The following is a 22233-nucleotide window of genomic DNA, read 5'->3' on the forward strand; positions in this document are numbered from 1 at the left end:
CGCTGAGTCGTGGACGTGGGGCAGGGAGGGCGTGGCGTCGTCCACGACGGCTAAAGTAGTCAGGGCTCGTAGACAAAGACCCAGTCGAAGTCGCGCACATCCGTGTCCCGGGACGACAGGTTGTGCAGCCGCCAAGGGCCGTTTGGGTAGACGTGGACGCGCTCGGAGGTGCCCGGCGCGACCCGAGCCAGGATCTCCCCCTCGTTGTCGATCTCGAGCTCGTGCACGAGCTCCTCGCCACAGACCTGGGCGTTCGTGGTCCGGATGGACGCGAAGACCTCTTTTTGGTCCAGGGAGGCCACGGGTAGATGAGAGGCGAAGTAGTAGGGTTGTCCGACCTCGTCGAAGAGGCTCAAGAGCCCCGGCTCGCAGCTCTCGAACACGGGATCGACGATGACCGTGACGCAGCCCTCCATGCTCGGGAGCAGCTCCAGCTCGGGCGTGTCGACGGTCAGGATGTAGCTGTCCGCCTCGGGGCAGGTCTCGCCGCATGGGCACGCGTCGAGCTCGTAGCTGCCCGCCCCACCATCGACGACCTGAGCGACGACCTGCCCCTCGAGTTTGAAGCTCGCGCAGCCGTCCACGAGCGACTCCAGGCCCTCGAGGGCAAAGGCGATGTCTCGGTGGACCGCTTCACACGGGGACGGGAGCGCGCCCCCCTCCGTCTCCGTGTCGGCCGCCTCGTCGCCCACCGTACCGTCTCCGGCGGCGTCGCCGAGCCCGTCGTCGAGGGCGTCAGGAGGCTCGTCGACGCAGGCAAAGGCCGCGAGCGTGGCGAGACACAGGGCGCGTCTGCAAAGCGCGTGGGGGAGCATCTACAGGGAAGTGCCCCGAGTGACATGGATCGATCACGAGCTGGCGCAGGCGGTCAGCACTGCGCCGCGCAGCTCTCGAGCGCGATGTCGACGCAGAGCTGATCCCACGCATCCGAGCAACAAAAGCCGTCCATGGCGCAGACACAGTTCTCGACGAAGGACACCTGGCAGCCCGAGGTCTCCTTCGGCGCGCAGCAGTTCCCGTCGTTGCACTCGGCGATGGAGAAGCCCGAGCAGTTGTCCAGGCACTGCAGCGTGCCCCGGCCGTAGCCCTGGGTCGCGCAGTTCTCCCCGTTGAGGTTGAAGCTGTCGCAGGCCTCGCCCTCGTCGATGACGTTGTCGCCGCAGGTCTCGTTCTCGCAGTTGACGGTGTCGTAGCCGTCACAGTTGGGCAGGCAGCCCAGGCTGCCCCCGGTGAAGCCCTGGGAGATGCAGTCGGCCCCGTTGAGGTTGGCCCCGTCGCAGACCTCGGCGCCGTCGATGTCCCCGTTGCCGCAGGTCTCGAGGGTGCACGCGCTGGTGTCGTAGCCGTCGCAGTTCTCGTTGCAGGCGAGCACGCCCCCGTCGAAGCCCTGGGACACGCAGTTTTGCCCGTTGAGGTCCGCGCCGTCGCAGATCTCGATGCCCTCGACGAAGCCGTTGCCGCAGTTGTCGTTGAAGCAGCCGCTGGTGTCGAAGCTCAGGCAGTCGGGCTCGCAGCCGAGCATGCCCCCGGCGAAGCCCAGGGAGGTGCAGGTCTGCCCGCCCAAGTTGGCGCCGTCGCAAAACTCGGGCCCCGAGATGAGCCCGTCCCCGCAGCCGCCCCCGTCCGAGGAGTCGTCCACCGTCGACTCCTCCGTGGACTCCGTCGACTCCTCCGTCGAGCTCTCGGCCTCGTCCGCGGTGTCCTCCTCGAAGCCCCCGGTGGTCGTCGAGGTCGTGTTCCCGAAGGTGTTGTAGCCGGGCGTCTCGGCCTCCCCGCCCGCACAACCGACCGCACCGAAGGTGGCGAGGGCGAGCGCGAGGGCGAGAGTGAGGCGGGGACGAATCGGCGCGGTCTCCATGACGGGGCTGTGCGGGAGTGTACCGGGGCCCGCCGTGCGGTGAGGGCGAGGACGAGGGGGAGGCGCAGCCTCGCGCCGCGCACAGTCCCGCGCATGATCCGCATTTGCGACATTCTCCGCCGCAGACTATCCACGCCCAGTGGAGGACTACCTCCAAAACGTCCGCGAGGGCTGCACTCCCGCCCAGTGGTCACGCGGGGTCAAGTGGGCCCGCGAGGGCAAGGTCCAGGCCGTGCGCGTGCGCGGCGACGAGATCGACGTGCGCGTCGAGAGCTTCCCCGGGCTGCCCGCGAACTCCGTGGTCCTCGAGCCCGAGATCGGCAGCTGGGACTGCGACTGCGACGCGCGCACGGACGCCTGCGACCACGTCGCCGCCGCGGTGATCGTCTACGAGCAGGCGCGCAAGCAGGGCAAGCCCATGCCAGGCCTCGAGGCGGCCGCCGCCGACCAGCCCCTGCGCGCCCACGTGGGCTACCGCCTGCGCTCGCGCAAGGGCCCCCTGCGCCTGCGCCGGGTGCTCGTCACCCCCGAGGGCGAGAAGCTCATGCCGGCCTCCCTCGCCAAGCTCGAGGCCCGCAAGGTCCCCGACGCGCCCCGGGTCAGCGCCGACAAGGCCGACCGGGCGTGGGAGAAGCGCTTCGGGCCCGCGGTCAAGGCCAAGCTCCCGCCGCGGCTGATGGCCGACATCCTCGAGTTCCTGTCGCGGGCCACGGACGTGCAGCTCGACGGCCGCCCGATCGAGATCGGCGACCCCGCCCCCGGGCTGATCCTGCGCGTGACCGAGACCAAGACCGGGGCCTTCCTCGCGCGCATCGAGCAGGACCCAGAGATCAACGAGCTGTTCGAGAACGGGGCCTTCCGCAAGAAGCGGAAGCTGCACGCCGTCGGCCCCCACAACCTGAGCCCCCAGGTGTTCGAGGAGCTGCGCCGCGGCCTGGTGTTCGAGGCCCGGGACGCCGGCCCCTTCGTGGCCCAGACCCTGCCCGAGGTCCGCAAGCACCTCCCGGTGTCGATCGACACGCCGCGCCTGCCCGGCAGCGCCAAGATGCGCCCGCGCATCGAGCTGAGCTCCGCGCGTCAAGGCGACGCGATCCAGATCCTGGCGACGCTGGTCTACGGCGAGCCCGCGGTGGCTCGGGTCGACGGCGACCGCCTGCGCCTGCTCGCGCCGCCCAAGCAAAAGGGCAAGAAGAAGGGCAAGACCCGGGCCAAGCCCGACGCGCCCCGGGCCATCCCGGTCCGCAACCTCCGGGCCGAGTCCGTGCTCCGCGATCGCCTGCGCGAGCGCTTTGACCTCGAGCTCGGCGTGCGCAAGACCCTCGGCGCGACCGAGGCCATCGCCCTGGGCAGGGCCCTCGAGGCCGACGAGCGCGACGTGCAGCTCGCCGACGAGGGGCTCGGCGCCTTCTTCGAGGTCGCGGCCCTCGAGCCCAAGCTGGTCGTCTCCGACGACGGCGACTTCGAGCTCTACTTCGTGCCCGAGGGCATGGGCGACCTGTCCCCCGAGGCCCTCGCGGCCGCGGCCAAAGACGAGGGCGAGGACGAGTTCGGCAGCCTCGACGACGACCTGCACCCCCTCGACGCCCGGGCGCGCCTGGGCCTGGGCTTTGGCAAGCGCGGGCGCGTGCGCCGGGCCGACGCCGCCGCGGTGCTGCGCGCGTGGCGAGCCGGCGAAGGCTTCGCGCCCCTGCTCGACGGCGGCTTCGGCCAGATCCCCTCGGACTTCCTCAACCGCCACGGCCACCTCGTCTCCGACCTGCTCGCCGCCCGCGAGGCCCAGGCCGAGCTGAGCACCCAAAACGCCAAGGTCTCCGTCCTCGACCTCGCCGAGCTCGCCCAGGCCCTCGACCAGGCCCCGCCGCCTGGCTTCGATCGCCTCGCGGCCCTCGTCGGCGACTTCGAGGGCATCCCCAGCGCGCCCCTGCCCGAGGACCTCGACGCCGAGCTGCGCGAGTACCAGGTCCGCGGCGTCAACTGGCTGCACTTCCTCCGCGACGCCGAGCTCGGGGCCCTGCTCGCCGACGACATGGGCCTGGGCAAGACCCTCCAGACCCTGTGCGTGCTGCGGGCGGGCAAGCGCGCCCTGGTCGTCTCGCCGACCTCCGTGCTGCACAACTGGCGCAGCGAGATCGAGCGCTTTCGGCCCGGGCTGCGCGCCCACGTGTTCCACGGGCCCAAGCGCCAGCTCGACGACGAGGCCGACGTGCTCCTGACCACCTACGCGATCTTGCGCCGGGACATCGATCGCCTCAGCCAGATCCGCTGGGACACCGTCGTGCTCGACGAGGCCCAGGCCATCAAGAACCCGACCAGCAAGGTCGCCCGGGCCTCCTACCGCCTCCAGGCCGACTTCAAGATCGCGCTCACGGGCACCCCGGTGGAGAACCACCTCGAGGATCTGTGGAGCCAGTTCCACTACCTCCAGCCCGGGCTGCTCGGCGGGCGCACGCAGTTTGGCGACCGCTACGTCAAGCCCATCGGCGTCGGCGACAACCAGGCCGCCAAGCGCCTGCGCCGACGCATCCGCCCCTTCGTGCTCCGCCGGCTCAAGCGCGAGGTCGCGACCGAGCTGCCCCCGCGCACCGACGTGGTCCTGCGCTGCGAGCTCGACGCCAGCGAGCGGCGCACCTACGACGCCGTCCGGGCCGCGACCCAAGAGCAGGTCGTCGAGCAGCTCAGCTCCGGCAACAACGTGCTCCAGGTGCTCGAGGCCCTGCTGCGCCTGCGCCAGGCCGCGTGCCACCGCGCGCTCTTGCCCGGCGGCAGCGGGCGGATCGAAAAAGACGGCGGCGACCCCAACGCGCCCAGCTCCAAGCTCCAGCTGCTCCTCGACACCCTCGTGCAGGTCGTCGACACCGGCCACAAGGCGCTGGTGTTCTCGCAGTGGACCACGCTCCTCGACCTCGTCGAGCCGGCGCTCAAAGACGCGGGCCTCGACTTTTGCCGCCTCGACGGCTCGACCCGCGACCGCGGCGGCGTCGTCGAGCGCTTCCAGGACCCCGCGGGCCCGCCCGTCATGATCATCTCGCTCAAGGCCGGCGGCACCGGGCTGAACCTGACCGCGGCGGACAACGTGTTCCTCCTCGACCCGTGGTGGAACCCCGCCGTCGAGGACCAGGCCGCCGACCGGGCCCACCGCATCGGCCAGGACAAGCCCGTGATCGTCCACCGGCTGATCGCCAGCGAGACCGTCGAAGAGCGCATCCTGGCCCTGCAGGATCGCAAGCGGAAGCTGGCCGAGACCGCCGTCGGCGACGCCTCTGGGGCCCACGCGATCACCCGCGACGAGCTCATGGCGCTGCTCGAGTAGGCCCGCTGACACCGGCGCGTAAGCGCAACTGGGGTCCGAGAGGAATCTCGGGGCCCAAGTTGCGCTTCAATCGGGGCAGTGAACGAGGACCCCGACACGCGCGACGAACCCGACAGCTTCCGCCAGCGCTACGGCGCGCTGATCAAGTGGCTCGCCGCCGCCAAGCTGGTCCTCGTCACGATCTGGCTGTTCAGCCCCTACACGCCCCTCCCGGTCATCCCCGTGACGACCATCGACCGCTGCGACCAGGCCCAGCTCGAGGCCGCCGTCCAGGCCCTCGAGGCCGAGCGGACCGCTCGCCTCGAGACCATCGAGACCGTCGATCGCGTCGACGAGCTCCAGGCCGAGCTGCTGCTCGACCTCAGCGAGGCCATCGACGACGCCTGCCGCGTCTCTCCCCACTACGTCCACGCCCGCCTCACCTACACCAGCGGCATCTCGTCGAGGTCGGCGCGCCAGCACCGGGGAGAGCAGACCTCCGCCCTCGACCAGCCCGTCGACTACTACGCGGGCCTGCAGGGCCGCGTCGAGTTTGCCCGGCGCTGCGAGGGCGACGAGCCCTACGGGATCATCCTCTCGGCCGACGACAGCCTGGCCAAGGCCAAGGCCATCTGCGGACCGAGCGAGCCCCACTTCTACACCCCCGAGCTGCTCCTCGAGGCCTACCTCATCGAGGCCGGCGTCGACCCCGACCTGGCCCTGCGCGCGGTCAGCATCGACGCCGTCGGGCTCACCGAGGAGGACTACCGCGCGATGCTCGACGCCGAATTTGGGTTCCCCGAGCCCTACGAGGAGGCCCGCTGACACCCCCGCGTAGAGCGCAACTGGGCCTCCAGAGGAATCTCGAGCCTCGAGCTGCGTTCCAATGCGGCAGTGGACGACAGCCCCGACGCATCCGGCCGACCCGACAGCTTCCGCCAGCGCTACGGCGCGCTGATCAAGGGGCTCGCCGCCGCCAAGCTGCTCGTCGCCACGCTGTGGCTGTTCGGGCCCTACACGCCCTTCCCGGTCCTCCCCCGAGCGACCCTCGATCGCTGCGACCAGGCCGAGCTCGAGGCCGCCGTCGAGGCCCTCGAGGCCAAGCGAGCGGCCCGCCTCGAGACCGTCGAGCGCGTCTACGAGGTCGACGAGCTCCAGGCCGAGCTCCTCCTCGAGCTCAGCGAGGCCATCGGCGACGCTTGCCGCGTCTCGCCTCACTACGCCCACGCGCGCCTCGAGTACACCAGCGCCATCCACTCGACCACCGCGCTCCAACGCCGGACGGGGGAGCACGGCCCTCTCCCCCAGAGCCTCCTCGCGGGCGTTCAGATCCGCCGCGAGTTCGATCGGCGCTGCGAGGGCGACGAGCCCTACGCGACCATCGTCCTGTCCGACGACCGCATGGCCGCGGCCCGGAGCCTGTGCGGGCCGCACACGCCCCACTTCTTCACCACCGAGCTGCTCATCGAGTTCTATCTCATCGACGTGGGCATCTCCCCCGAGCTGGCCCTGCGCGCCGTCGCCATCGACGAGGTCGGCCTCAGCGAGGCGGACTACGACGCGCTGATCGACGCCGAGTTCTCTCTCTCGCGTGGCGCCGACTGACATGGCGTCGACGGCCGACCTCGCGCACACTGGGCCCGTGATCCTCGCGACCGACGTCGACTACCCCGAGGGCGCCCCCGCCCTGGCGGCGGGGGTGGTGTTCGAGGCGTGGACCGATCCCGCCCCGGCCCGCGAGTACCTCGTGTCCGTCCCCGACCCCGCGCCCTACGTCCCGGGCCAGTTCTACCGCCGCGAGCTCCCCTGCCTCCAGGATCTGCTCGCCGAGGTCGCCGAGGACATCGACACCGTCGTCATCGACGGCTACGTCGACCTCGACACCCGCGGCCGCATGGGCCTGGGCGCCCACCTGCACGAGGCCCTCGACCGCGAGCTGACCGTCATCGGCGTGGCCAAGAACGCCTTCGGGGGCAACGACGCCGCCCTCGAGGTCCTGCGCGGCGAGAGCATCAAGCCCCTGTTCGTCACCGCCCGCGGCATCGACCCCGCCGACGCGGCCGCGGCCGTCGCCCGCATGCACGGCCGCTTCCGCCTGCCCACCTTGCTCAAGCGCGTCGACCGGCTGTGCCGCGACGGCCGGCGCTGAGTGAGACTCCCCAACGACCCTCCTGGAATGCCCGCCCGAGCCCCCCAGTCCGTGATCCAGCCCATGTCCCCTCGCCTCCGACTCCCCGCCGCCCTGCTCCTGTCCCTCCCTTGCCTCATGGCCGTCGGCTGCGGCTGGCTCGTCGGTGAGATCGCCGAGCAGGCCCACAAGCAAAGCGCCATCGAGGACCACGTCTACGAGGACGTCGAGCCCGACCAGCTGTGGCGCGAGATCAACGAGCTGTGGGTCGCCCAGGGCTGCCAGAAGATCCCCGAGCCCGTGCTCGCCACCACCGTCGAGTGCGAGGGCGGGGCGCCCCGCTGGGTCCGCGTCGACGCCCGCGACGGGGGCTACCACGTCGAGTTCGAGGTCGAGCAGACCCTCGACGCCGAGGCCTACGACGTCAAGGAGGGCGAGTCCCCGCCCAAGCCCGGCCGCGAGCGCGACTTCGACATGGAGTGGACCTTGCTCGAGCGCCTCGACTACCCCACCGCCAAGGCCATCGCCGCCGAGGCCGAGGCCAAGGGCGCCAAGGCCCGCGACGCCACCCGCGAGCTCGACAAGAGCTTCGACTAGCGCCGCCGAGCTCAGCGGCAATACGAAAAGCCGAAGCGCTCCAGATCGGGAGGCTGCGCGCAGGCCTCGGCGTCTTCGCTGACCATCAGGAGCAAGGTCGACCCCACGTCGCGCTTGAACAGCCCGTAGGCGACCCCGTGCCCGAACTTCCCGTCACCCAGGGAGGGCCCCGGGGTGAAGCACGCCCGGATCGCCAGGTCGGCCCCGTGCGCCTTTGCGATCTCATCGGACAGCGTCGTCGGCGGGCCGATCTGATCGTCGGCGGCGAAGTTGTACATGAACACATGCATCATGCGTCCCGCGAGCGCCTCGGTCGCGCGCGTATCGGCCTCGACCGCGCCCAGGCTGTAGGCGAGCTCGAAGCCCCCCTCCCTCGGCACGCCCTCGAACTGGACACGGCGCTCGCCTTCGGGCTCGACGATCGAGACGCCCCCCGGCAGCTCGAGGCACGCGCCGCGCTCGTCGAGCAAGGCCTGGACCGTCGCGGGGACGGCCGCAGCCTCGGGCTCCGCTGGCTCGACCTTTGGCGGACCCTCGGGCTGGGCTGCTTCCACGTTCGGTGAGGCCTCGGGCTGCTGCTCGGCCTTCCCACAACTCACCCCGAAGCCGATCAGGGTCAGCATGGCCACGACTGCGCGCGCTCGCATGCCCCTGGAATAGCACTTGTGCTCAGCGCAGCACGGTCACCCCCTGCTGCTCGACCAGGAAGTCGAAGGCCACCCCGCGCAGGTTCTGGCCGTCGATCGTCGTGTTCCAGATCCCGTGCCCGGCCCCCCTCGAGAGGCCCGCCAGGTCGATCGGGGTCGTCACGTCGCCGGCCCCAAACAGGCGACATGGCGGCGCCATAGTCTACAGTTCAATCATGCCACCATGACCGCCCTGGGCCGACGCGCTCCGAGGACCACCCGCTTGCGGCAGGTCTCCCATGCGAAGGGTCCGCGCGACCGAAACAGGGCGAGCGAGAGATCCCCAGTCTCGCTCCCAGCCTCGCTGGTCTGGGCCCGAGCGCACGGCGAGCCGCGACCCAAGACGAGTTTCGACGCGCACAACGGCTCTCGGCCCAGGTTCCGAGCTCCCGTGCAGCCTCCGCCCGCGAGGCCCGACTCGAGTCGGGGTTGAGAACCGGCTCATGGACGAGTACACACCACCGCCTGCGCTCGGTACCACTCAGATCCGAGCGGGGAGAAGGTCACCCGCCCACAGTTCTGGAGGCATCCGGGTGACCGACAACGGTTCGAGCAACGACGAAGAGGGTGGGACAAGGCGAGAGGTACGCATTTGGGTAGAGTCGGACGCTGACGCTGCCAAGATCCGCGTCGTCCTCGAGGCCATTGGCTTCGCCGTCCTCCGCGACGTCGGCGACGGCGAAGCGACCTTGATTCGCTGGGCCGTCGAAAACCTCCACAACCGCTATCGATTGACGGCTCGAGAGCAAGACATCGTGGAGGGGATCCTCGCCGGTCAGCGCAACGCCCAGATGGCCAAGACCCTGGGGATCAGCCAGGCCACGGTGAAGTGGCACCTGCACAACATCTTCACCAAGACCGAGGTCCAGGACCGCGAGTCGCTGCTGCGCTTGATCCTGCAGCTCGGACGGGTCCGCGACCCCGACGGCAGCGGCGACGCCTGATCCAGCCCGCGGCATCGGACGTGCCAGACCTGCGCCTCATCGAGAGGACGATCGAGCCGGCGAAATTCACCGCGCGTCGTCAGGCCCGGGCATTCAGCCAGCGCGCGACGGCGTCATGCCCCCCGCGCGCCGCTGCCTCGGCCGCCGTCCACCCGTCCCACTCCGAGCGCAGCCCGACCTGGGCGCCCCCAGCCACCAACGCCGCGACGATCGTCTGATGGCCTCGCTCCGCGGCGCCGATCAGCGCCGTCGTCCCGAACTCGGGGTGTTGGTAGTTGGGGTCCACCCCGCGCTGCAGCCACGACTCGACCTCAGCCAAGTCGCCCTGCGTCGCCGCGGCGTAGAATGCCTTCCAGTCCCCTCCGCTGAGGCCCATGGCGTCCAGGATGACCGGCCACGACCGAGCTGTCGACCTCGGTGCCCAAGCATCGACGGGTTCGAGACTCACCCTACCGAGAAAGGCAGCCGCCCACGGGTTCAACGCCAGCCGAGTTGGATCATGGGTCCCGGCGCGGCCGGGGTGGGCGGCTGCTGGGCTCTTCGTGTGCGGCCGATGACTACCGACGAGCGCGAACGCCAAGAGCGCGCTCGACAGCGCCGCGCCACGTGGATCGTCGCACCCTTGGCTGACGCGCCCCTCCCCGCATCCGAGTGCATCGACGACCGCCTCGAGCAGCTCGAGCAGCTCCGGCGCGCCGGCTGTGCGCTCGCGGGGATTCCCTACCCCGAAGGGCCCACTCCCAAGCACCTGCGACGGCGTTGGCCCGTGGAGCGGATCGGGTGAGCCCGCCGCGACTGCCCAAGCGAGGGCTGACCGCGCGCCCGACCGGAGTCCCAATTGAAAACGAGCAGCTAGAGTGCTCTAGCTGCCCGTTTCGGTTGTGCGCGCGGCAGGGTTCGAACCTGCGGCCTTTGGCTCCGGAGGCCAACGCTCTATCCAGCTGAGCTACGCGCGCGCGGGGCCGCCGGTTCTAGCCGAAGCCACCCCCTCGCGCAAGGCAAAACGCGGCGAAACCTCCGCCGGGGGCCCCGGGTCCACAAGCGTGAGTCGCACACCGTGGTACGCTGGACACCAATGAACTCCCGGACGAGCGCGCTCTTCGCCCTGCTGCCTGCTCGCGTGACCTTGCCCTTGGTCGCCCTGGTCTCGGTGATGGTCTCGTCATCGCTGACCGCCGACCTGCCAGACTTGGACACGATCCGACGATGGCTGCGTCGGCTCCAGGAGCTCATCGTGCTCGGGGGCGTGGGCCTGGCCGTCGCGCTGAGCATGGTGTTCATCGGGGCCTGGGTGCTCTCCCACCTGCGCACGGCCAAGGCCGACGAGCAGGAGCGCATCGAGTGGATGTCGAAGCTCGCGCTATTTGTGAGTTTCGTTCCGGTCGCGCTGACCGTGGTCGCCGCGGCGGGCATGTTCATCCCGATGCTCCGGCCCCTGATGCTCAAGATGTTCGTCTACGCCGCGGCCGGTGCGGGCATCTCGTGGCTGGTGTCGATCGCAGCGCTGATCGTCGGCGGCGGCAAGGAAGAGCTGGCTCGCACCCGACGCGCCTTGCTCCTGGCGGGGACGCCCTTTTACTGCCTCGCCGTTTGGATCGCCCGCTTTTTGGTCCTGGGCTTCTGAGCGGGCGTTCACGCCCCGAGGTCCTGCCATCGTGATAACTTGCGATGCATGAGTGTTGCTGAAGATCGCCCACCCAAACCAACGCTCGAATACGCTCTGCGCCCACACGCGATTTCGCTTGAAGAGATCATCCGGCGACACCGACCGATCGCCCTCATGGTCCGGCAGATCCTCGGGGTCGTTCCCCGCGTGATGAGCTACTTCGAGATCTGGCCGCCCGCGTTCACGACCTATAGCGTGCTCGTGCCGGCCTTCATGGACATCCCGCGCTGCGACCTCGGCCGGGGCATCTCGCCGGATCTGCGCAGCTTGGTCGCCTACGTGTCGAGCCGCTCCTTTGGCTGCGGCTACTGCTCGGCACACGCTGCCGGAATTGGCACCATGTTCCGCGGTGCGGGTGGCTCCCTCGAGCGCAACCGCGAGGCGATGAACCCCCAGGCGTGCAACCTGTTCTCACCGGCGGACCAGGCGGCCATCGACTTCGCCAACGCCATCGCCGAGGTGCCCACGGGCATCCGCGAGGAGCACCGCATCGCCATCGCCAAGCACTACTCCGAGGACCACGAGGAGAGCATCGTGCTCTCCGCGACCCTCATGGGCTTCTTGAACTGCTGCATCGACGTACTCGGCATGGTGCTCGAGCGGCGGATGCTGCACCAGGCCGAGCAGTACCTCAGCGGCAGCGGCTGGGAGGCGGGCAACAAGTACGAAGAGGAGTACGACCGCGAGCTCGTGGAGGCTGATCCCGACGAGGACACAAAGCTCGGGCCCCTGGGCATGGCGCGCAGTATGGTCGGGCTGATCGCCTTCGACCGGAAGGCCCTGGCGAACATCGAAGGGCGCCCCGCCAAGCTCGAGGCCCAGCTCCACAAGGAGCTCGGCTTCGTGCCCAGCTACATCAGGCGCACGTCGAGGGTCCCGGTCAAGCGCGTCTGGGCCCACATGCTCATCGAGCGGATCTGCGGGACGAACGGCTCCGTAGACCCGCGCCACAAGCTGATCATGAGCTTCGTCGCCGCCAAGCTCTTCGACGATCGGCTGCTGGCCGCCCAGTTCGCCCACCTCGCGGTCCGAGCGGGCGCCGACCCCAAGGAGCTGCGCGCCGCCCTGATCACGGGCCGCTGCGAAGACCCCCGCGCCGAGGCTGGCTACGCCCTCGCCCGCGCGTCGACAAGGGCCCCGGTGACGCTGCAACTGCAGCTCATCGAGGCGCTCATGGAGCACTACACACCCGCCGAGATCATGGAGCTCGTCGTCGTCGTGTCCGTGATCTCCATGCTGCGCCGCTACTCCGCCTTCTACCCGGAGGACCGCTACGAAGACGCCGTTGCGAACTTCGTGGCGGAGCACGGCCAGCACATCGGCCTGTCGACCAAGCCGGGGCAGACCGGGCGCAGCTGGGACGAGATCGCGTTCAAGCACCGCCTCTCGGCAGCCTGACCGCCTTTAGAGCTGGGCTTCGCCGCCGCCGTCGAGCTCGTCGAGCAGGGCGAGGGCTTCGGGGTAGCTGGGCGACAGGCTCAAGGCGCGCTCGAGGGCGACGCGGGCGGCCTCGGCCTCGCCCGCGCGCAGCTCGATCTCCCCCTTGAGGGTCCACAGCGCGGGCTCGTTGGGCTGCCAGTGCAGCGCGTCCTCGACGTGCCCGCGGGCGAGGTCGAAGTCCGGAGGGTCGCGCTCGAGGGCGATGCGGGCGCGCATGTAGGACTCGTAGGCGACCGGCGGCCCGGGGGGGCTCTCGACGAGGACCTCGTCGACGTAGTGGAGGTCACGGTGCGCGAGGTAACCGCTGGGGATGCACGCCGACAAAAACACCGCGCTCGCAGCAAAGGGGAGTCCACAGCGGAGGCGGCGTCGCACCATCGCACCCATCCTGCCACGTCCCGCCCTTCGCTCGCCATCGCCCGCGCTGGCGACCAGAGCGCAGCTGTCCGGGCCGCGCCAGCGATGTAGCGTCGACCAGCCCCCCCAAGCCCATGCTCCCCTCCAAGCTCCGCCCCGCCCTCGCCTCCCTGTCCACCGTCGCGCTGCTGGCCTGCCCCGCGGCGGGCACCCCCGAGGCCGGCACAAAAAAGGCCGATGTCGAGGCCCACGAGGCCAAGGCGGGCGACGCCAAAAAGACCCAAGCCAAGACCGAGACGGCCGACGACACCGACGCCAAGGAGCCCGCGGCGGCCAAGCTCGACGCCAAGAAGACCCAGGCCAAGCGGGCCGAGGCCAAGAAGAAGTTCGCCGCCGCCGACGAGGCCAAGGTCCGCGCGGACCGGGCCAAGCTGCTGAGCCTGCTCAACGAGGGCCGCAAGCTGGTCAAGGGCGGCGAGCTCGACGCGGGCATCGCCAAGTACGGCGAGGTCCTGGCCATCAACCCCCACTACGGCCCCGCCCTCGGCGAGCTCGGCTGGGCGGAGTTCAAGAAGGGCAACTACAGCGACGCCCACGCCCACACCCTCCGCGCCCTGCCCCGGGCCACGGACAACGATCGCCGCGGCATGCTGCACTACAACCTCGGGCGCATCGCCGAGGCCCAGGACCAGACCGAGGTCGCCGTCGCGGCCTACGAGCTGTCGTTGTCCCTGCGCCCCAACGACATCGTCGCCAGCCGACTCGACGACCTGACCCACGCCGTCGACGCGGCCGGAGAGCACTACGTCCACCCGGCCGTCGAGGCATACGAAAACAAGCACGCCCCCGAGGTCCAGGCCAAGCCCGAGGCCTTCCACGCCCTGGCCGAGGGCGTCTCGAGCCTCGAGGAGGCCTGCAAGATCGCCGACGCCGACTCGGCCTGCATGGGCGAGGATCCCTGCGCCCTCGTCGCGACCCCGGGCGCGGACCAGAGCTGGGGCCTGATGACCATGGGCAGCGTGGGCTTCCTGTCGTGCTGGCACCCGATCGTCGAGACCGACGCCGGCTGGACCGTGTTCGCCACCGCCCTGATCTCGCAGTGGGGCACGGAGGTCGACCAGGACGTCGACGCCCTGTCCGCCCGCGTGGTCGCCAACGAGACCGGGAGCTACCTGTGGATCGACTTCAGCGACCACGTCTACGAGCGCGACTGGTCCTGGGGCGAGCTCGAAGAGGACGAGGACATCCCGGGCAGCGACATGACCGACACCGAGGGCGTGATCCTGTGCAAGCGCGACACCGCCGTGACCTGCACGATGATCACCACCAAGTACGCGTACGCGAACAGCGACGACACCGTCCGCGAGCGCTACGAGGCCAAGCTGCGCCTGCGCGGCGACGTCATCGTCGTCGAGGACGTGGTCACCGAGGGCGACGTCGACTTCGCCTACAACGAAGAGTGGAACTCGGTCACGCTGATCCCCGCGGGCGAGTACCCCTTCGTCGAGATCGCCGCGCCGGTCCACCTCTGACGGCTCGGGGCGGGCCTCACTCGATCTGATCGCTGAACGCAGGATCGTCGGTGATCGCCTGACCCAGCCACTGGGCCACGCTGACGCCCCCGACGTAGGCCTGGTCGAAGTTCGCCGTGATCCCGGGCAGGCCCTCGACGCTGCTGTCGGCCGCGATGGTCGTGTGCAGGGAGCTGTCGAACAGGTAGCGGGTGTAGCGGCCGGGGTGGTCGGCCGCGAGCTTGCCCAGCTCCTGCTCGAGGGCGGCCTGGTACTCCCCCGGGCCCAGGCCCAGGAACACGCCGCCGATGATCGAGTCGGCGTAGGTCGAGATGGCCACGAAGCGCAGGTTGGGATCGACCGAGAGCTGCCAGCTGGGCAGGTTGGTGATGTGGTCGGTGACGCAGTCTGGGCAGCTGTCGGGGATCAGCCGCAGCGAGTCCCACTCCTCGAGCAGGCCCGGGATGAACGCGCTGTCCCCCGGCTTGCCGATGCCCACGCCCGAGTCCGCGACGACGATCAGCTCCGCCCCCAGCCACATCGTGCGCACCAGCATGTCCGAGATGTGCACGCCGTAAGAGCCCGCGCTGCTGCCCGCGAGCACGATGCGCTCGGCCTCCGGGAAGGTCTCGAGGGCCACGTCCAGGGCGACGCTCAGGTCGATGAGGCCGCGGTGGTAGCGGTCGATGGCTCCGTCGTCGTCGTCGTCGATGTCGACGTCGCCGGTGAACAGCGAGCCGTCGCAGTAGGGCACGTAGACCGCGTTCCAGTCGGCGAAGGGGTTGTCCTCGAGGTTGCGGTTGAGCATGCCCGAGTCGGGCACCGCGGGCGGCCCCAGGGTCTCGAAGGCCTGGCACAGCTCCGACCAGCACGCGCCGCCTCCCTGAAGGTAAATCAGCAGGTCCTTGGGGTCGTGGCTGCCCGCGCGCGTCGACATCCAGTAGTCGCCCCCGCGCAAGCACATCGGGCCGTCGGCGGGGTCGAAGAGGTAGTGCGTGGCCGCGCCGTCCTCGACGATCTGCGACGGATCGATGGTCCCGACGTAGTCCCCGAGACCCTGCTCGACGACCTCCGCGAAGGGGTTGGGCGGGGGCTCCTCGCCGGTCTCGCCCGTCTCCTCGCTATCGCCGGTATCCCCGACCTCGTCCGCCCCCTCGTCGTCTTCCCCACCGCCCCCACACGCGAGCAGCGAGAGGGACAGGACAGGGGCAGACCACGACAGACAACGCAAACGCATGCCCAACTGTAGCGCCTAGGCGTCACCCGCGGAGCGCGGAGATCACTCGCAGGCGAACTGCAGCGGGCAGCTCTCCAGGGTCAGGACCTTCCCTGGGCACTTCGCCTCGACCTCGAGGCACTCCTTGTGGTTCTCCTCGTTCATGCAGCCGTCGGTGGGCGCCGGGCACATGGACTCCGCCTCGTCGTCGGCCAAGTCCGGGCTGCTGCCGCCCGTCGACGCCGGCGGCGGCGAAGCGGTCGTGCAAGCGGTGGCGAGGGCGAGCAACACGGAAGCGCTGAGCGTGCGGAGCATCGCCCCACGCTAACAGACCCTGCCCCCGCCAAATACGCCCCCCTCTGGGGGGCGACCCACGAAGCCCTGCACCCACCGCCCGACCCCGCCCGACGAGCGCAGCGAGGAGAGGACCTGCCAACGGCAGGTCCGCCGCGGCCCCAGTTGCCAACGCCTGCGGGGGGTTCTCAAAGCGGGATGTTGCCGTGCTTTTTTGCGGGGTTGTCCTGCCGCTTGTTTCGCAGCAGATCAAAGCTGTCGGCGAGCACCTTGCGGGTCTCGACCGGGTCGATCACCCGGTCCAGGAAGCCGCGCTCGGCCGCCTTGTAGGGGCTGGCGAACAGGCGCCGGTAGTCCTCGATGAGCTTGGCGCGCTCCGCCTCGGGGTCCTCGGCCGCGGCGAGCTGGCGACGGAAGATGATGTTGACCGCACCCTCGGCGCCCATGACCGCGATCTCGGCGGTCGGGTAGGCGAGGTTGATGTCGCCGCGGATGTGCTTGGAGGCCATGACGTCGTAGGCCCCGCCGTAGGCCTTGCGCGTGACCAGGGTGACCTTGGGGACCGTGGCCTCGGTGAAGGCGTAGAGCAGCTTGGCGCCGTGGCGGATGATGCCGCCGTACTCCTGGTCGGTGCCGGGCAGGAAGCCGGGGACGTCGACGAGGGTGAGCAGGGGGATGTTGAAGGCGTCGCAGGTCCGCACGAAGCGGGCCGCCTTGATGGACGCGTCGATGTCGAGGCAGCCGGCGAGCACCAGGGGCTGGTTGGCGACGACGCCGACGCTGTGCCCGTCGATGCGCACGTAGCCGCACACGATGTTCTTGGCGTAGTGCTCGTGGACCTCGAGGAACAGGCCGTCGTCCGCGATCGCGGTGATGATCTTGCGGATGTCGTAGGGCTTGTTGGGGTTCTCGGGCACGAGCTCGGCGAGCTCGGGGCAGGCCCGGTCGGCGGCGTCGGAGGTCTCGCGCACGGGCGCGGGCTCCATGTTGTTGCTCGGCAAGAAGCCCAGGATCTCGCGGGTCAAGGCCAGGGCCGCGGCCTCGTCGGCGCAGGCGAAGTGGCCGACGCCAGACTTCTCGTTGTGGGTCTGGGCGCCGCCGAGGGCCTCCTTGGTGACCTCCTCGTGGGTGACCGTCTTGATCACGTCGGGGCCGGTGATGAACATGTAGCTCGACTTCTCGACCATGAGCACGAAGTCGGTGAGCGCGGGGGAGTAGACCGCCCCGCCGGCGCAGGGGCCGAGGATGACCGAGAGCTGGGGCACGACGCCGGAGCTGAGCACGTTGCGCTTGAAGATCTCCGCGTAGCCGCCGAGGGCCGCGACGCCCTCTTGGATGCGCGCGCCGCCGCTGTCGTTGAGGCCGATGACCGGGGCGCCGACCTCCATGGCCTTGTCCATGACCTTGCAGATCTTCTCGGCGTGAGCCCAGCCGAGGCTGCCGCCGAACACGTCCGGGCGCTGGGCAAACACGAACACCCGGCGGCCGTCGATGGTCCCGTAGCCCGTGATCACGCCGTCGCCGTAGGACTGCTTGTCCTGCATGCCGAAGTCGGCGCACTGGGTGGTGACGAAGCGGTCGAGCTCGACGAAGCTGCCCGGGTCGAGGAGCAGCTCGATGCGCGCGCGGGCGCCCTGACGGCCGACGGACTCGAGGCGCTCGTGGGCCTTTTGCGACTTGGCCTCGAGCTTGGTCAGGGTGTCATCGGCCTCGCCGCCGCGCTCGTGGGCTCGAGCGGCGAGCGGGCCTCCACCCAACTCGGCGACGGTGTCGCGGATCTCGAGGGCGCGGGCGGGGGGCGAGAGCGTGGTGTCGTCGGCCATCGCCGGGACTTTAGACAGGCTCGGGGCGATCGAAAAGCGCGCGCCCTCCCCGGGCTCCCCGATCGCCCCGCCACAACCTCACGCAGACCCCAAAAAGCCGCAATTTTCCGCCCTGGTCTGGCAAACTGGCGGTCCATGGCCTTCGCGCACGCTCCCCTCGACGCCGCCGCGCTCGGACCCATCGCGGGTAAATTCGTCGGCCCCGACGCGCCCGACAAGATGCGCAAGATGGTCTCCTCGGGCCTGGCTCCCCTGCCGCCCCGGGACATGCTCGTCGCCCTCTACCAGCTGTGGGTCGCTGGGGACGACCTGGGCGAGAAGGCGGGCAAGACCGTCGCGGGCTTGCCCGCGCCGATCCTCGACGGCGCCCTCGGGGACGCCAGGCTGCCCGCAGGCGTGCTCGATCTGCTCGGCCGCAAGTTCGCCCGCAACGAGGCCGTGCTCGCCAAGGTCGTGCGCCACGCCCAGGTCGACGACGAGACCCTCATCGGCGTCGGCCGGCTGTGCCCCGAGCCGATCTGCGACATGATCGCGGACAACCAGACCCGCTGGCTCGCCCGCCCGGCGATCGTCAGCAGCCTGTACCAAAACCGCCACTGCCGCATGAGCGTGGTCCACCGGATGATCGAGCTGGCCGAGCGCCAGGGGGTGGACCTCAAGCTCCCGGCCATGGAGGAGATCCGCGCGGCGCTGGCCGACGCCGGGCCGCCCGACGAGACCCGCGACGCGCTGTACCGCAGCGCGACCAACACCGAGGTCGCCAAGGAGGCCGAGGCCGCGGCCCTGAACCTGTTCGGCGCCGCCGATGTCGACGACGAGCTCGACCTGCCCGAGTTCGACGACGGCGAGGTGTTCGAGGGCGAGCTGCCCAAGGAGGAAGAGGTCGCCGCCGACGAGCCGGCCGCCGAGGCCGAGGCCGAGGCCGAGGAGCCCCAGTCCAAGGCCCGGCGCCTCGGCCAGCTCCTCCAGATGCGGCCCATGGAGAAGATCCGCGCGGCGACCACGGGCGACAGCTACGACCGCTCGATCCTGATCCGCGACTCCAACAAGATCGTCGCCATGGCGGTGATCAAGTCGCCCAAGATCAAGGACAACGAGGCCGTCGGCTACTCGACCAACCGCGCGCTTTGCAACGACGTGATCAACTACATCGCCAACCGCCGGGAGTGGATCAAGCTCTACGCCGTCAAGCTCAACCTGGTGATGAACCCCAAGACGCCCCTGGCCAAGTCGATGACCCTGCTGGCGCACCTCAACCGCAACGACGTGCAAAAGGTCGCCCGCTCGAAGGGCATTCCGTCGGCGCTGGCCACGGCAGCGAAACGCAAGGTCCAGGCGCGGCGTTAGTCAAACCGTGTTCGCCGCCGTCCAGCGCTGGGGCGGGGTCCTCGTCCGACCCCGAGCCACCTTCGAGGCCTTTCACGCTGCGCACTCTGCCGACCCCCGGGTTGGCAAGTGGGACGCCTGGGCGCTGACGGGGCTCTACGTCGCCGGCAGCCAGGTCCAGGCCATCAGCGAGGCCCTCGCCAAGTACCAGGCCTTCGACAGCCTGGCGATCCTGTTCAACGGCGTCGCCATGGCCGTGCTCGCGCCGATCCTCGTCGGCTTCCTGGCCGAGGCGCTGCTCGGTGCGCGCCACCGCGCCTACGGAAACATGACGCTGGTGCCCCTCGTAGCTCTGGCGACCCTCGCCAACCTCCTGCGTCAGCAGGGCGTCCAGCTGCCCGGTCCGCACTACCTCCCCGAAATGATGGGGAGCGCGTGGGCGGTCGCCCTCGCCTTTTGGGGTCGCGCGCGGCTGCCCAAGTTCGAGGCCGAGTCCAAGAAGTCAAAATCAACCTCCTCCGAGAGCCCAGCCGATGACTGAAATGCGCAAGCTCCCCGAGCTCGTCGTCGGGACCGTCCTGCTCGGGCTCATCGCCCTCGCCGGCGCCCAGGATGCCCTCGAGGCCACGGTCCGCTGGGACAGCTACGGCCCCGTGAGCGTCGACGATCCCCTGCCGGAGTTTCGCGTCGAGCTCAGCGACAGCACGCAGCTGAGCAGCGCGGACCTCGGCGCGGGTGAGGGCGTGACCATGCTGGCGTTTTGGGCGACCTGGTGCCACGCCTGCGAGGCCGAGATGCCGGCCCTGGTCGCCCTCGACGCGCGCTACGACGACGACGAGCTGCGCATCGTCGGGGTCAACCGCGACGACCTGCCCATGGACCGACGCGCGGCCCAGGTCGGCGCCTTCTCCAGCGCCCGCGGCATGCAGTTCCCCCACATCTACGACGACGGGCAGCTCGCCCGCGCCTTCGGGGTCGAGGCGATCCCGCACCTGGTGCTCGTCGATCCCAACGGCCGGATCCGCTACGTGCACCTGGGCCGGGTCACGGAAAAGCAGCTCGCCTACGAGGTCGACGAGCTGCTCCGGGGTGGCTGAGCACCAAGAGCCAGTTCAGTCCGCTTCGGCCTGGCTCTCGCCCTCGCCATCGCCATCGCCCCCCGGCTCGAGGCTGGCCTGGCGGGCGACCAACTTCGCGTAGGCGCCCCCCTTGGCCATGAGCTCGGGGTGCTTGCCCTGCTCGACGACCTGGCCATGGTCGAGCACGACGATCCGATCCGCGTCGCGGATCGTGCTCAGCCGGTGGGCGATCACCAGGGTCGTCCGCCCCTGCTGCAGCCGCTCGAGCGCCGCCTGGACCATGTGCTCGCTCTCGCTGTCCAGCGCCGAGGTGGCCTCGTCGAGGATCAGCACCGTCGGGTCGCGGAGGATCGCCCGGGCGATGGCCACGCGCTGGCGCTGACCGCCGCTGAGCTTGACCCCGCGCTCGCCGACGATGGTGTCGTAGCCCTCGGGGAACTCGAGGATGAAGTCGTGGGCGTTGGCGTCCCGGGCCGCGGACTCGAGCTCCGCGTCGCTGGCGTCCAGGCGGCCGTAGCGGATGTTCTCGCGGATCGAGCCCGAGAACAGCACGGGGTCCTGGGAGACCTCGGCGATCGAGCCGCGCAGCGAGCTCAAGGTCAGCTCGCGCAGGTCCTGGCCGTCGTAGCGGACCGCCCCCGCCTGGGGGTCCCACATGCGCAGCACCAGGCGGCTGAGGGTGGTCTTGCCCGAGCCGCTCGAGCCGACCAGGGCACAGACCTCGCCGGGCTCGATGACCAGGTCGAGGTCCTTGATCACCTCGGTGTCGCGGTCGTCATAGCCGAAGGTCACGCCATCGAAGCTGAGCCGTCCCTTGGGCTGGCTCAGCGCCTGGGCCCCCGGCGAGTCGGCGATCTCGGGCTCGGAGTCGAGGATCTCGAACAGCCGCGCCGCCGAGCCGAGCCCCTGATTGAAGCTGCCGATCACGCCCGCGAGGCCGCCCACGGAGCCGGCCACCTGCAGGGTGTAGAGCACGAAGCGGAACAGGTCGTCCTTGTCCATGGTGCCGTCGAGGACCATGTGCCCGCCGAGCCAAAAGATCCCCGCGACGGCGCAAAAGGCCAGGAAGCTCGACACGGACATGAACCAGCTGCGCGCCCGGATCTGCTTGACGAAGAGCTTGAAGGCCTTGTCGATGGCCTCGCCGTAGCGCGCGCCCTCGAACTCCTCGCGGGTGAAGGACTGGACGGTGTCGACGGCCGACAGGCCCTCCTGGAGGCGGCCAGAGGCCTTGGCCAGCTGGTCCTGGGCCTGGCGAGCGAGGCGACGAATGATCCGGCCCCACAAGTTGGCGATGATGACCAGGGGCGGGACGACCAGCAGCACCCGGCCGGTCAGGCCCGGGCTGACGTAGAACAAAAAGCCGATCCCGCCGATCAGCGAGAGGATGTTGCGCAGCGCCAGGCTCAGATCCTGGCCGATGATCGACTGCAGCCGGGTCGCGTCGTCGGACTGGCGCGAGAGCAGCTCGCCGGTGCGGTTGGCGTGAAAGTAGCGCTGAGTCATGCGCAGCAGGTGCGCGTGGATCTCCATGCGCAGGTCGGCGACGACCCGCTCGCCCACCCAGCTCATGAGGTAGTGACGGATGAACACGAACACGCCCTGGAACGCGAACAGGCTGACCAGGACCAGGGTGCTCTCGTTGAGCTTGGCCGCGTCGGCCATGCTCGCGTCGACGGCCGTGGCCAGCAGGTCGCCGAAGAACCAGGGCACGGCCAGGCCGACGCTGACCGTGAACAGCAGCGCGCCCAGGGCGATGCTCAGGCGCCCGGCGTAGGGACCGGTGTACTTGAACAGCCGCCACAGCTGCTTCCAAGCCGACTTGCGATCGATCTTGGCGTGCTCTTCGACCTTGGTGTCGTCCGGTCCGGCCATCCGCGCGAGCCTACCCAAGGGATCACCGATCGCAACTCCCCGGGCACCCGGCCAACCCCGCGCCGGGTGCGAGCGTCACGCGGGCCGTGGACGAGCCCGGTGCGGGCTGGCCTCAGACGTGCTCAGGCCCGCTTCCGCGGGGCG

General features: G+C 70.0%; 23 protein-coding genes and 1 tRNA gene. 13 read left to right on the forward strand and 11 right to left on the reverse strand.

Annotated features, from left to right (window positions below; genetic code table 11):
• Positions 1–59: 59 nt before the first annotated feature.
• Positions 60–815, reverse strand: coding sequence for a hypothetical protein (locus tag PPSIR1_RS16315; protein ID WP_006972194.1), 756 nt, complete (start codon positions 813–815; stop codon positions 60–62).
• A 53-nt stretch (positions 816–868) separates the two neighbouring features.
• Positions 869–1858, reverse strand: coding sequence for a hypothetical protein (locus PPSIR1_RS16320; RefSeq protein WP_006972195.1), 990 nt, complete (start codon positions 1856–1858; stop codon positions 869–871).
• A 139-nt stretch (positions 1859–1997) separates the two neighbouring features.
• Between PPSIR1_RS16320 and PPSIR1_RS16325 the strand changes: the two genes are divergently transcribed.
• The 5 genes from PPSIR1_RS16325 (at position 1998) to PPSIR1_RS16345 (ending at position 7872) form a co-directional block, all read left to right on the forward strand.
• The gene (locus PPSIR1_RS16325; RefSeq protein WP_006972196.1) at positions 1998–5168 is read left to right on the forward strand and encodes a DEAD/DEAH box helicase; all 3171 of its coding nucleotides are present in this window, start codon (positions 1998–2000) and stop codon (positions 5166–5168) included.
• A 78-nt stretch (positions 5169–5246) separates the two neighbouring features.
• Positions 5247–5972, forward strand: coding sequence for a hypothetical protein (locus PPSIR1_RS16330; protein ID WP_006972197.1), 726 nt, complete (start codon positions 5247–5249; stop codon positions 5970–5972).
• 69 nt (positions 5973–6041) lie between these two features.
• Positions 6042–6752: a hypothetical protein gene (locus PPSIR1_RS16335; protein WP_006972198.1), complete on the forward strand. Its 711-nt coding sequence runs from the start codon at positions 6042–6044 to the stop codon at positions 6750–6752.
• 37 nt (positions 6753–6789) lie between these two features.
• Positions 6790–7296: an endonuclease V gene (locus PPSIR1_RS16340; protein WP_045116153.1), complete on the forward strand. Its 507-nt coding sequence runs from the start codon at positions 6790–6792 to the stop codon at positions 7294–7296.
• Positions 7297–7323: 27 nt separating this feature from the next.
• Positions 7324–7872 (forward strand): hypothetical protein, encoded by a 549-nt coding sequence (locus PPSIR1_RS16345; RefSeq protein WP_006972200.1) that lies wholly within the window; start codon positions 7324–7326, stop codon positions 7870–7872.
• Positions 7873–7883: 11 nt separating this feature from the next.
• Here the strand turns inward: PPSIR1_RS16345 and PPSIR1_RS16350 are convergent, their stop codons facing one another.
• Positions 7884–8519, reverse strand: a complete 636-nt coding sequence (locus tag PPSIR1_RS16350) for a hypothetical protein (protein ID WP_157595622.1) — start codon at positions 8517–8519, stop codon at positions 7884–7886.
• Between the two features lie 22 nt (positions 8520–8541).
• Positions 8542–8682: a hypothetical protein gene (locus PPSIR1_RS47910; protein ID WP_157595623.1), complete on the reverse strand. Its 141-nt coding sequence runs from the start codon at positions 8680–8682 to the stop codon at positions 8542–8544.
• Positions 8683–9091: 409 nt separating this feature from the next.
• Here PPSIR1_RS47910 and PPSIR1_RS42920 point away from each other — a divergent pair, with 409 nt between their 5' ends.
• A complete protein-coding gene (locus PPSIR1_RS42920; protein WP_006972203.1) occupies positions 9092–9502 on the forward strand; it encodes a response regulator transcription factor in 411 nt (136 codons plus the stop codon).
• A gap of 79 nt (positions 9503–9581) precedes the next feature.
• Here PPSIR1_RS42920 and PPSIR1_RS16360 read toward each other — a convergent pair whose 3' ends face one another.
• A complete protein-coding gene (locus PPSIR1_RS16360) occupies positions 9582–9878 on the reverse strand; it encodes an ankyrin repeat domain-containing protein (protein ID WP_006972204.1) in 297 nt (98 codons plus the stop codon).
• 246 nt (positions 9879–10124) lie between these two features.
• Here PPSIR1_RS16360 and PPSIR1_RS16365 point away from each other — a divergent pair, with 246 nt between their 5' ends.
• Entirely contained in the window at positions 10125–10286 is a 162-nt protein-coding gene (locus PPSIR1_RS16365) for a hypothetical protein (RefSeq protein ID WP_157595624.1), read from the forward strand.
• A gap of 98 nt (positions 10287–10384) precedes the next feature.
• Here PPSIR1_RS16365 and PPSIR1_RS16370 read toward each other — a convergent pair.
• Positions 10385–10458, reverse strand: a tRNA-Arg gene (locus PPSIR1_RS16370).
• A gap of 119 nt (positions 10459–10577) precedes the next feature.
• On the opposite strand from PPSIR1_RS16370, the gene PPSIR1_RS16375 reads away from it, so the two are divergent.
• Both PPSIR1_RS16375 and PPSIR1_RS16380 read left to right on the forward strand, forming a co-directional pair.
• The gene (locus tag PPSIR1_RS16375) at positions 10578–11126 is read left to right on the forward strand and encodes a hypothetical protein (RefSeq protein ID WP_006972206.1); all 549 of its coding nucleotides are present in this window, start codon (positions 10578–10580) and stop codon (positions 11124–11126) included.
• A 156-nt stretch (positions 11127–11282) separates the two neighbouring features.
• Positions 11283–12566, forward strand: coding sequence for a carboxymuconolactone decarboxylase family protein (locus tag PPSIR1_RS16380; protein ID WP_006972207.1), 1284 nt, complete (start codon positions 11283–11285; stop codon positions 12564–12566).
• Positions 12567–12572: 6 nt separating this feature from the next.
• Here PPSIR1_RS16380 and PPSIR1_RS16385 read toward each other — a convergent pair whose 3' ends face one another.
• Positions 12573–12986, reverse strand: a complete 414-nt coding sequence (locus PPSIR1_RS16385) for a tetratricopeptide repeat protein (protein WP_157595625.1) — start codon at positions 12984–12986, stop codon at positions 12573–12575.
• A gap of 113 nt (positions 12987–13099) precedes the next feature.
• On the opposite strand from PPSIR1_RS16385, the gene PPSIR1_RS16390 reads away from it, so the two are divergent.
• Positions 13100–14497: a tetratricopeptide repeat protein gene (locus PPSIR1_RS16390; RefSeq protein ID WP_006972209.1), complete on the forward strand. Its 1398-nt coding sequence runs from the start codon at positions 13100–13102 to the stop codon at positions 14495–14497.
• Positions 14498–14513: 16 nt separating this feature from the next.
• Here PPSIR1_RS16390 and PPSIR1_RS16395 read toward each other — a convergent pair whose 3' ends face one another.
• From PPSIR1_RS16395 to PPSIR1_RS16405, 3 genes are all read right to left on the reverse strand, one after another.
• Positions 14514–15713 (reverse strand): pectin acetylesterase-family hydrolase, encoded by a 1200-nt coding sequence (locus tag PPSIR1_RS16395; RefSeq protein ID WP_086001389.1) that lies wholly within the window; start codon positions 15711–15713, stop codon positions 14514–14516.
• Positions 15714–15755: 42 nt separating this feature from the next.
• A complete protein-coding gene (locus PPSIR1_RS16400; RefSeq protein ID WP_045116135.1) occupies positions 15756–16007 on the reverse strand; it encodes a hypothetical protein in 252 nt (83 codons plus the stop codon).
• A 167-nt stretch (positions 16008–16174) separates the two neighbouring features.
• Positions 16175–17809: an acyl-CoA carboxylase subunit beta gene (locus tag PPSIR1_RS16405; RefSeq protein WP_006972213.1), complete on the reverse strand. Its 1635-nt coding sequence runs from the start codon at positions 17807–17809 to the stop codon at positions 16175–16177.
• 135 nt (positions 17810–17944) lie between these two features.
• Here PPSIR1_RS16405 and PPSIR1_RS16410 point away from each other — a divergent pair, with 135 nt between their 5' ends.
• Genes PPSIR1_RS16410 through PPSIR1_RS16420 form a run of 3 tightly spaced genes read left to right on the forward strand, consistent with a single transcriptional unit; the run spans position 17945 to position 20232 of the window.
• Complete coding sequence (locus PPSIR1_RS16410) at positions 17945–19156, forward strand: hypothetical protein (protein WP_006972214.1); 1212 nt, start codon at positions 17945–17947, stop codon at positions 19154–19156.
• A 7-nt stretch (positions 19157–19163) separates the two neighbouring features.
• Positions 19164–19676, forward strand: a complete 513-nt coding sequence (locus tag PPSIR1_RS16415; RefSeq protein ID WP_006972215.1) for a hypothetical protein — start codon at positions 19164–19166, stop codon at positions 19674–19676.
• On the forward strand, positions 19669–20232 hold the full coding sequence (locus tag PPSIR1_RS16420) for a TlpA family protein disulfide reductase (protein ID WP_086001390.1): 564 nt from the start codon (positions 19669–19671) through the stop codon (positions 20230–20232). The genes PPSIR1_RS16415 and PPSIR1_RS16420 overlap by 8 nt, the downstream gene beginning before the upstream one ends.
• A gap of 15 nt (positions 20233–20247) precedes the next feature.
• Here the strand turns inward: PPSIR1_RS16420 and PPSIR1_RS16425 are convergent, their stop codons facing one another.
• Positions 20248–22089 (reverse strand): ABC transporter ATP-binding protein, encoded by a 1842-nt coding sequence (locus tag PPSIR1_RS16425; RefSeq protein WP_006972217.1) that lies wholly within the window; start codon positions 22087–22089, stop codon positions 20248–20250.
• Between the last annotated feature and the right edge of the window lie 144 nt (positions 22090–22233).

The organism is Plesiocystis pacifica SIR-1, assembly GCF_000170895.1.
In the GTDB taxonomy this organism is placed as follows: Bacteria; Myxococcota_A; Polyangia; order Nannocystales; family Nannocystaceae; genus Plesiocystis; species Plesiocystis pacifica.

Coding starts and splice junctions, on each gene's coding strand:
- PPSIR1_RS16315 (WP_006972194.1), bottom strand. CDS start 815: ATGCTCCCCCACGCGCTTTGCAGACGCGCCCTGTGTCTCGCCACGCTC.
- PPSIR1_RS16320 (WP_006972195.1), bottom strand. CDS start 1,858: ATGGAGACCGCGCCGATTCGTCCCCGCCTCACTCTCGCCCTCGCGCTC.
- PPSIR1_RS16345 (WP_006972200.1), top strand. CDS start 7,324: ATGCCCGCCCGAGCCCCCCAGTCCGTGATCCAGCCCATGTCCCCTCGC.
- PPSIR1_RS16350 (WP_157595622.1), bottom strand. CDS start 8,519: ATGCGAGCGCGCGCAGTCGTGGCCATGCTGACCCTGATCGGCTTCGGG.
- PPSIR1_RS16360 (WP_006972204.1), bottom strand. CDS start 9,878: ATGGGCCTCAGCGGAGGGGACTGGAAGGCATTCTACGCCGCGGCGACG.
- PPSIR1_RS16375 (WP_006972206.1), top strand. CDS start 10,578: ATGAACTCCCGGACGAGCGCGCTCTTCGCCCTGCTGCCTGCTCGCGTG.
- PPSIR1_RS16380 (WP_006972207.1), top strand. CDS start 11,283: ATGGTCCGGCAGATCCTCGGGGTCGTTCCCCGCGTGATGAGCTACTTC.
- PPSIR1_RS16385 (WP_157595625.1), bottom strand. CDS start 12,986: ATGGTGCGACGCCGCCTCCGCTGTGGACTCCCCTTTGCTGCGAGCGCG.
- PPSIR1_RS16390 (WP_006972209.1), top strand. CDS start 13,100: ATGCTCCCCTCCAAGCTCCGCCCCGCCCTCGCCTCCCTGTCCACCGTC.
- PPSIR1_RS16395 (WP_086001389.1), bottom strand. CDS start 15,713: ATGCGTTTGCGTTGTCTGTCGTGGTCTGCCCCTGTCCTGTCCCTCTCG.
- PPSIR1_RS16400 (WP_045116135.1), bottom strand. CDS start 16,007: ATGCTCCGCACGCTCAGCGCTTCCGTGTTGCTCGCCCTCGCCACCGCT.
- PPSIR1_RS16405 (WP_006972213.1), bottom strand. CDS start 17,809: ATGGCCGACGACACCACGCTCTCGCCCCCCGCCCGCGCCCTCGAGATC.
- PPSIR1_RS16410 (WP_006972214.1), top strand. CDS start 17,945: ATGGCCTTCGCGCACGCTCCCCTCGACGCCGCCGCGCTCGGACCCATC.
- PPSIR1_RS16420 (WP_086001390.1), top strand. CDS start 19,669: ATGACTGAAATGCGCAAGCTCCCCGAGCTCGTCGTCGGGACCGTCCTG.
- PPSIR1_RS16425 (WP_006972217.1), bottom strand. CDS start 22,089: ATGGCCGGACCGGACGACACCAAGGTCGAAGAGCACGCCAAGATCGAT.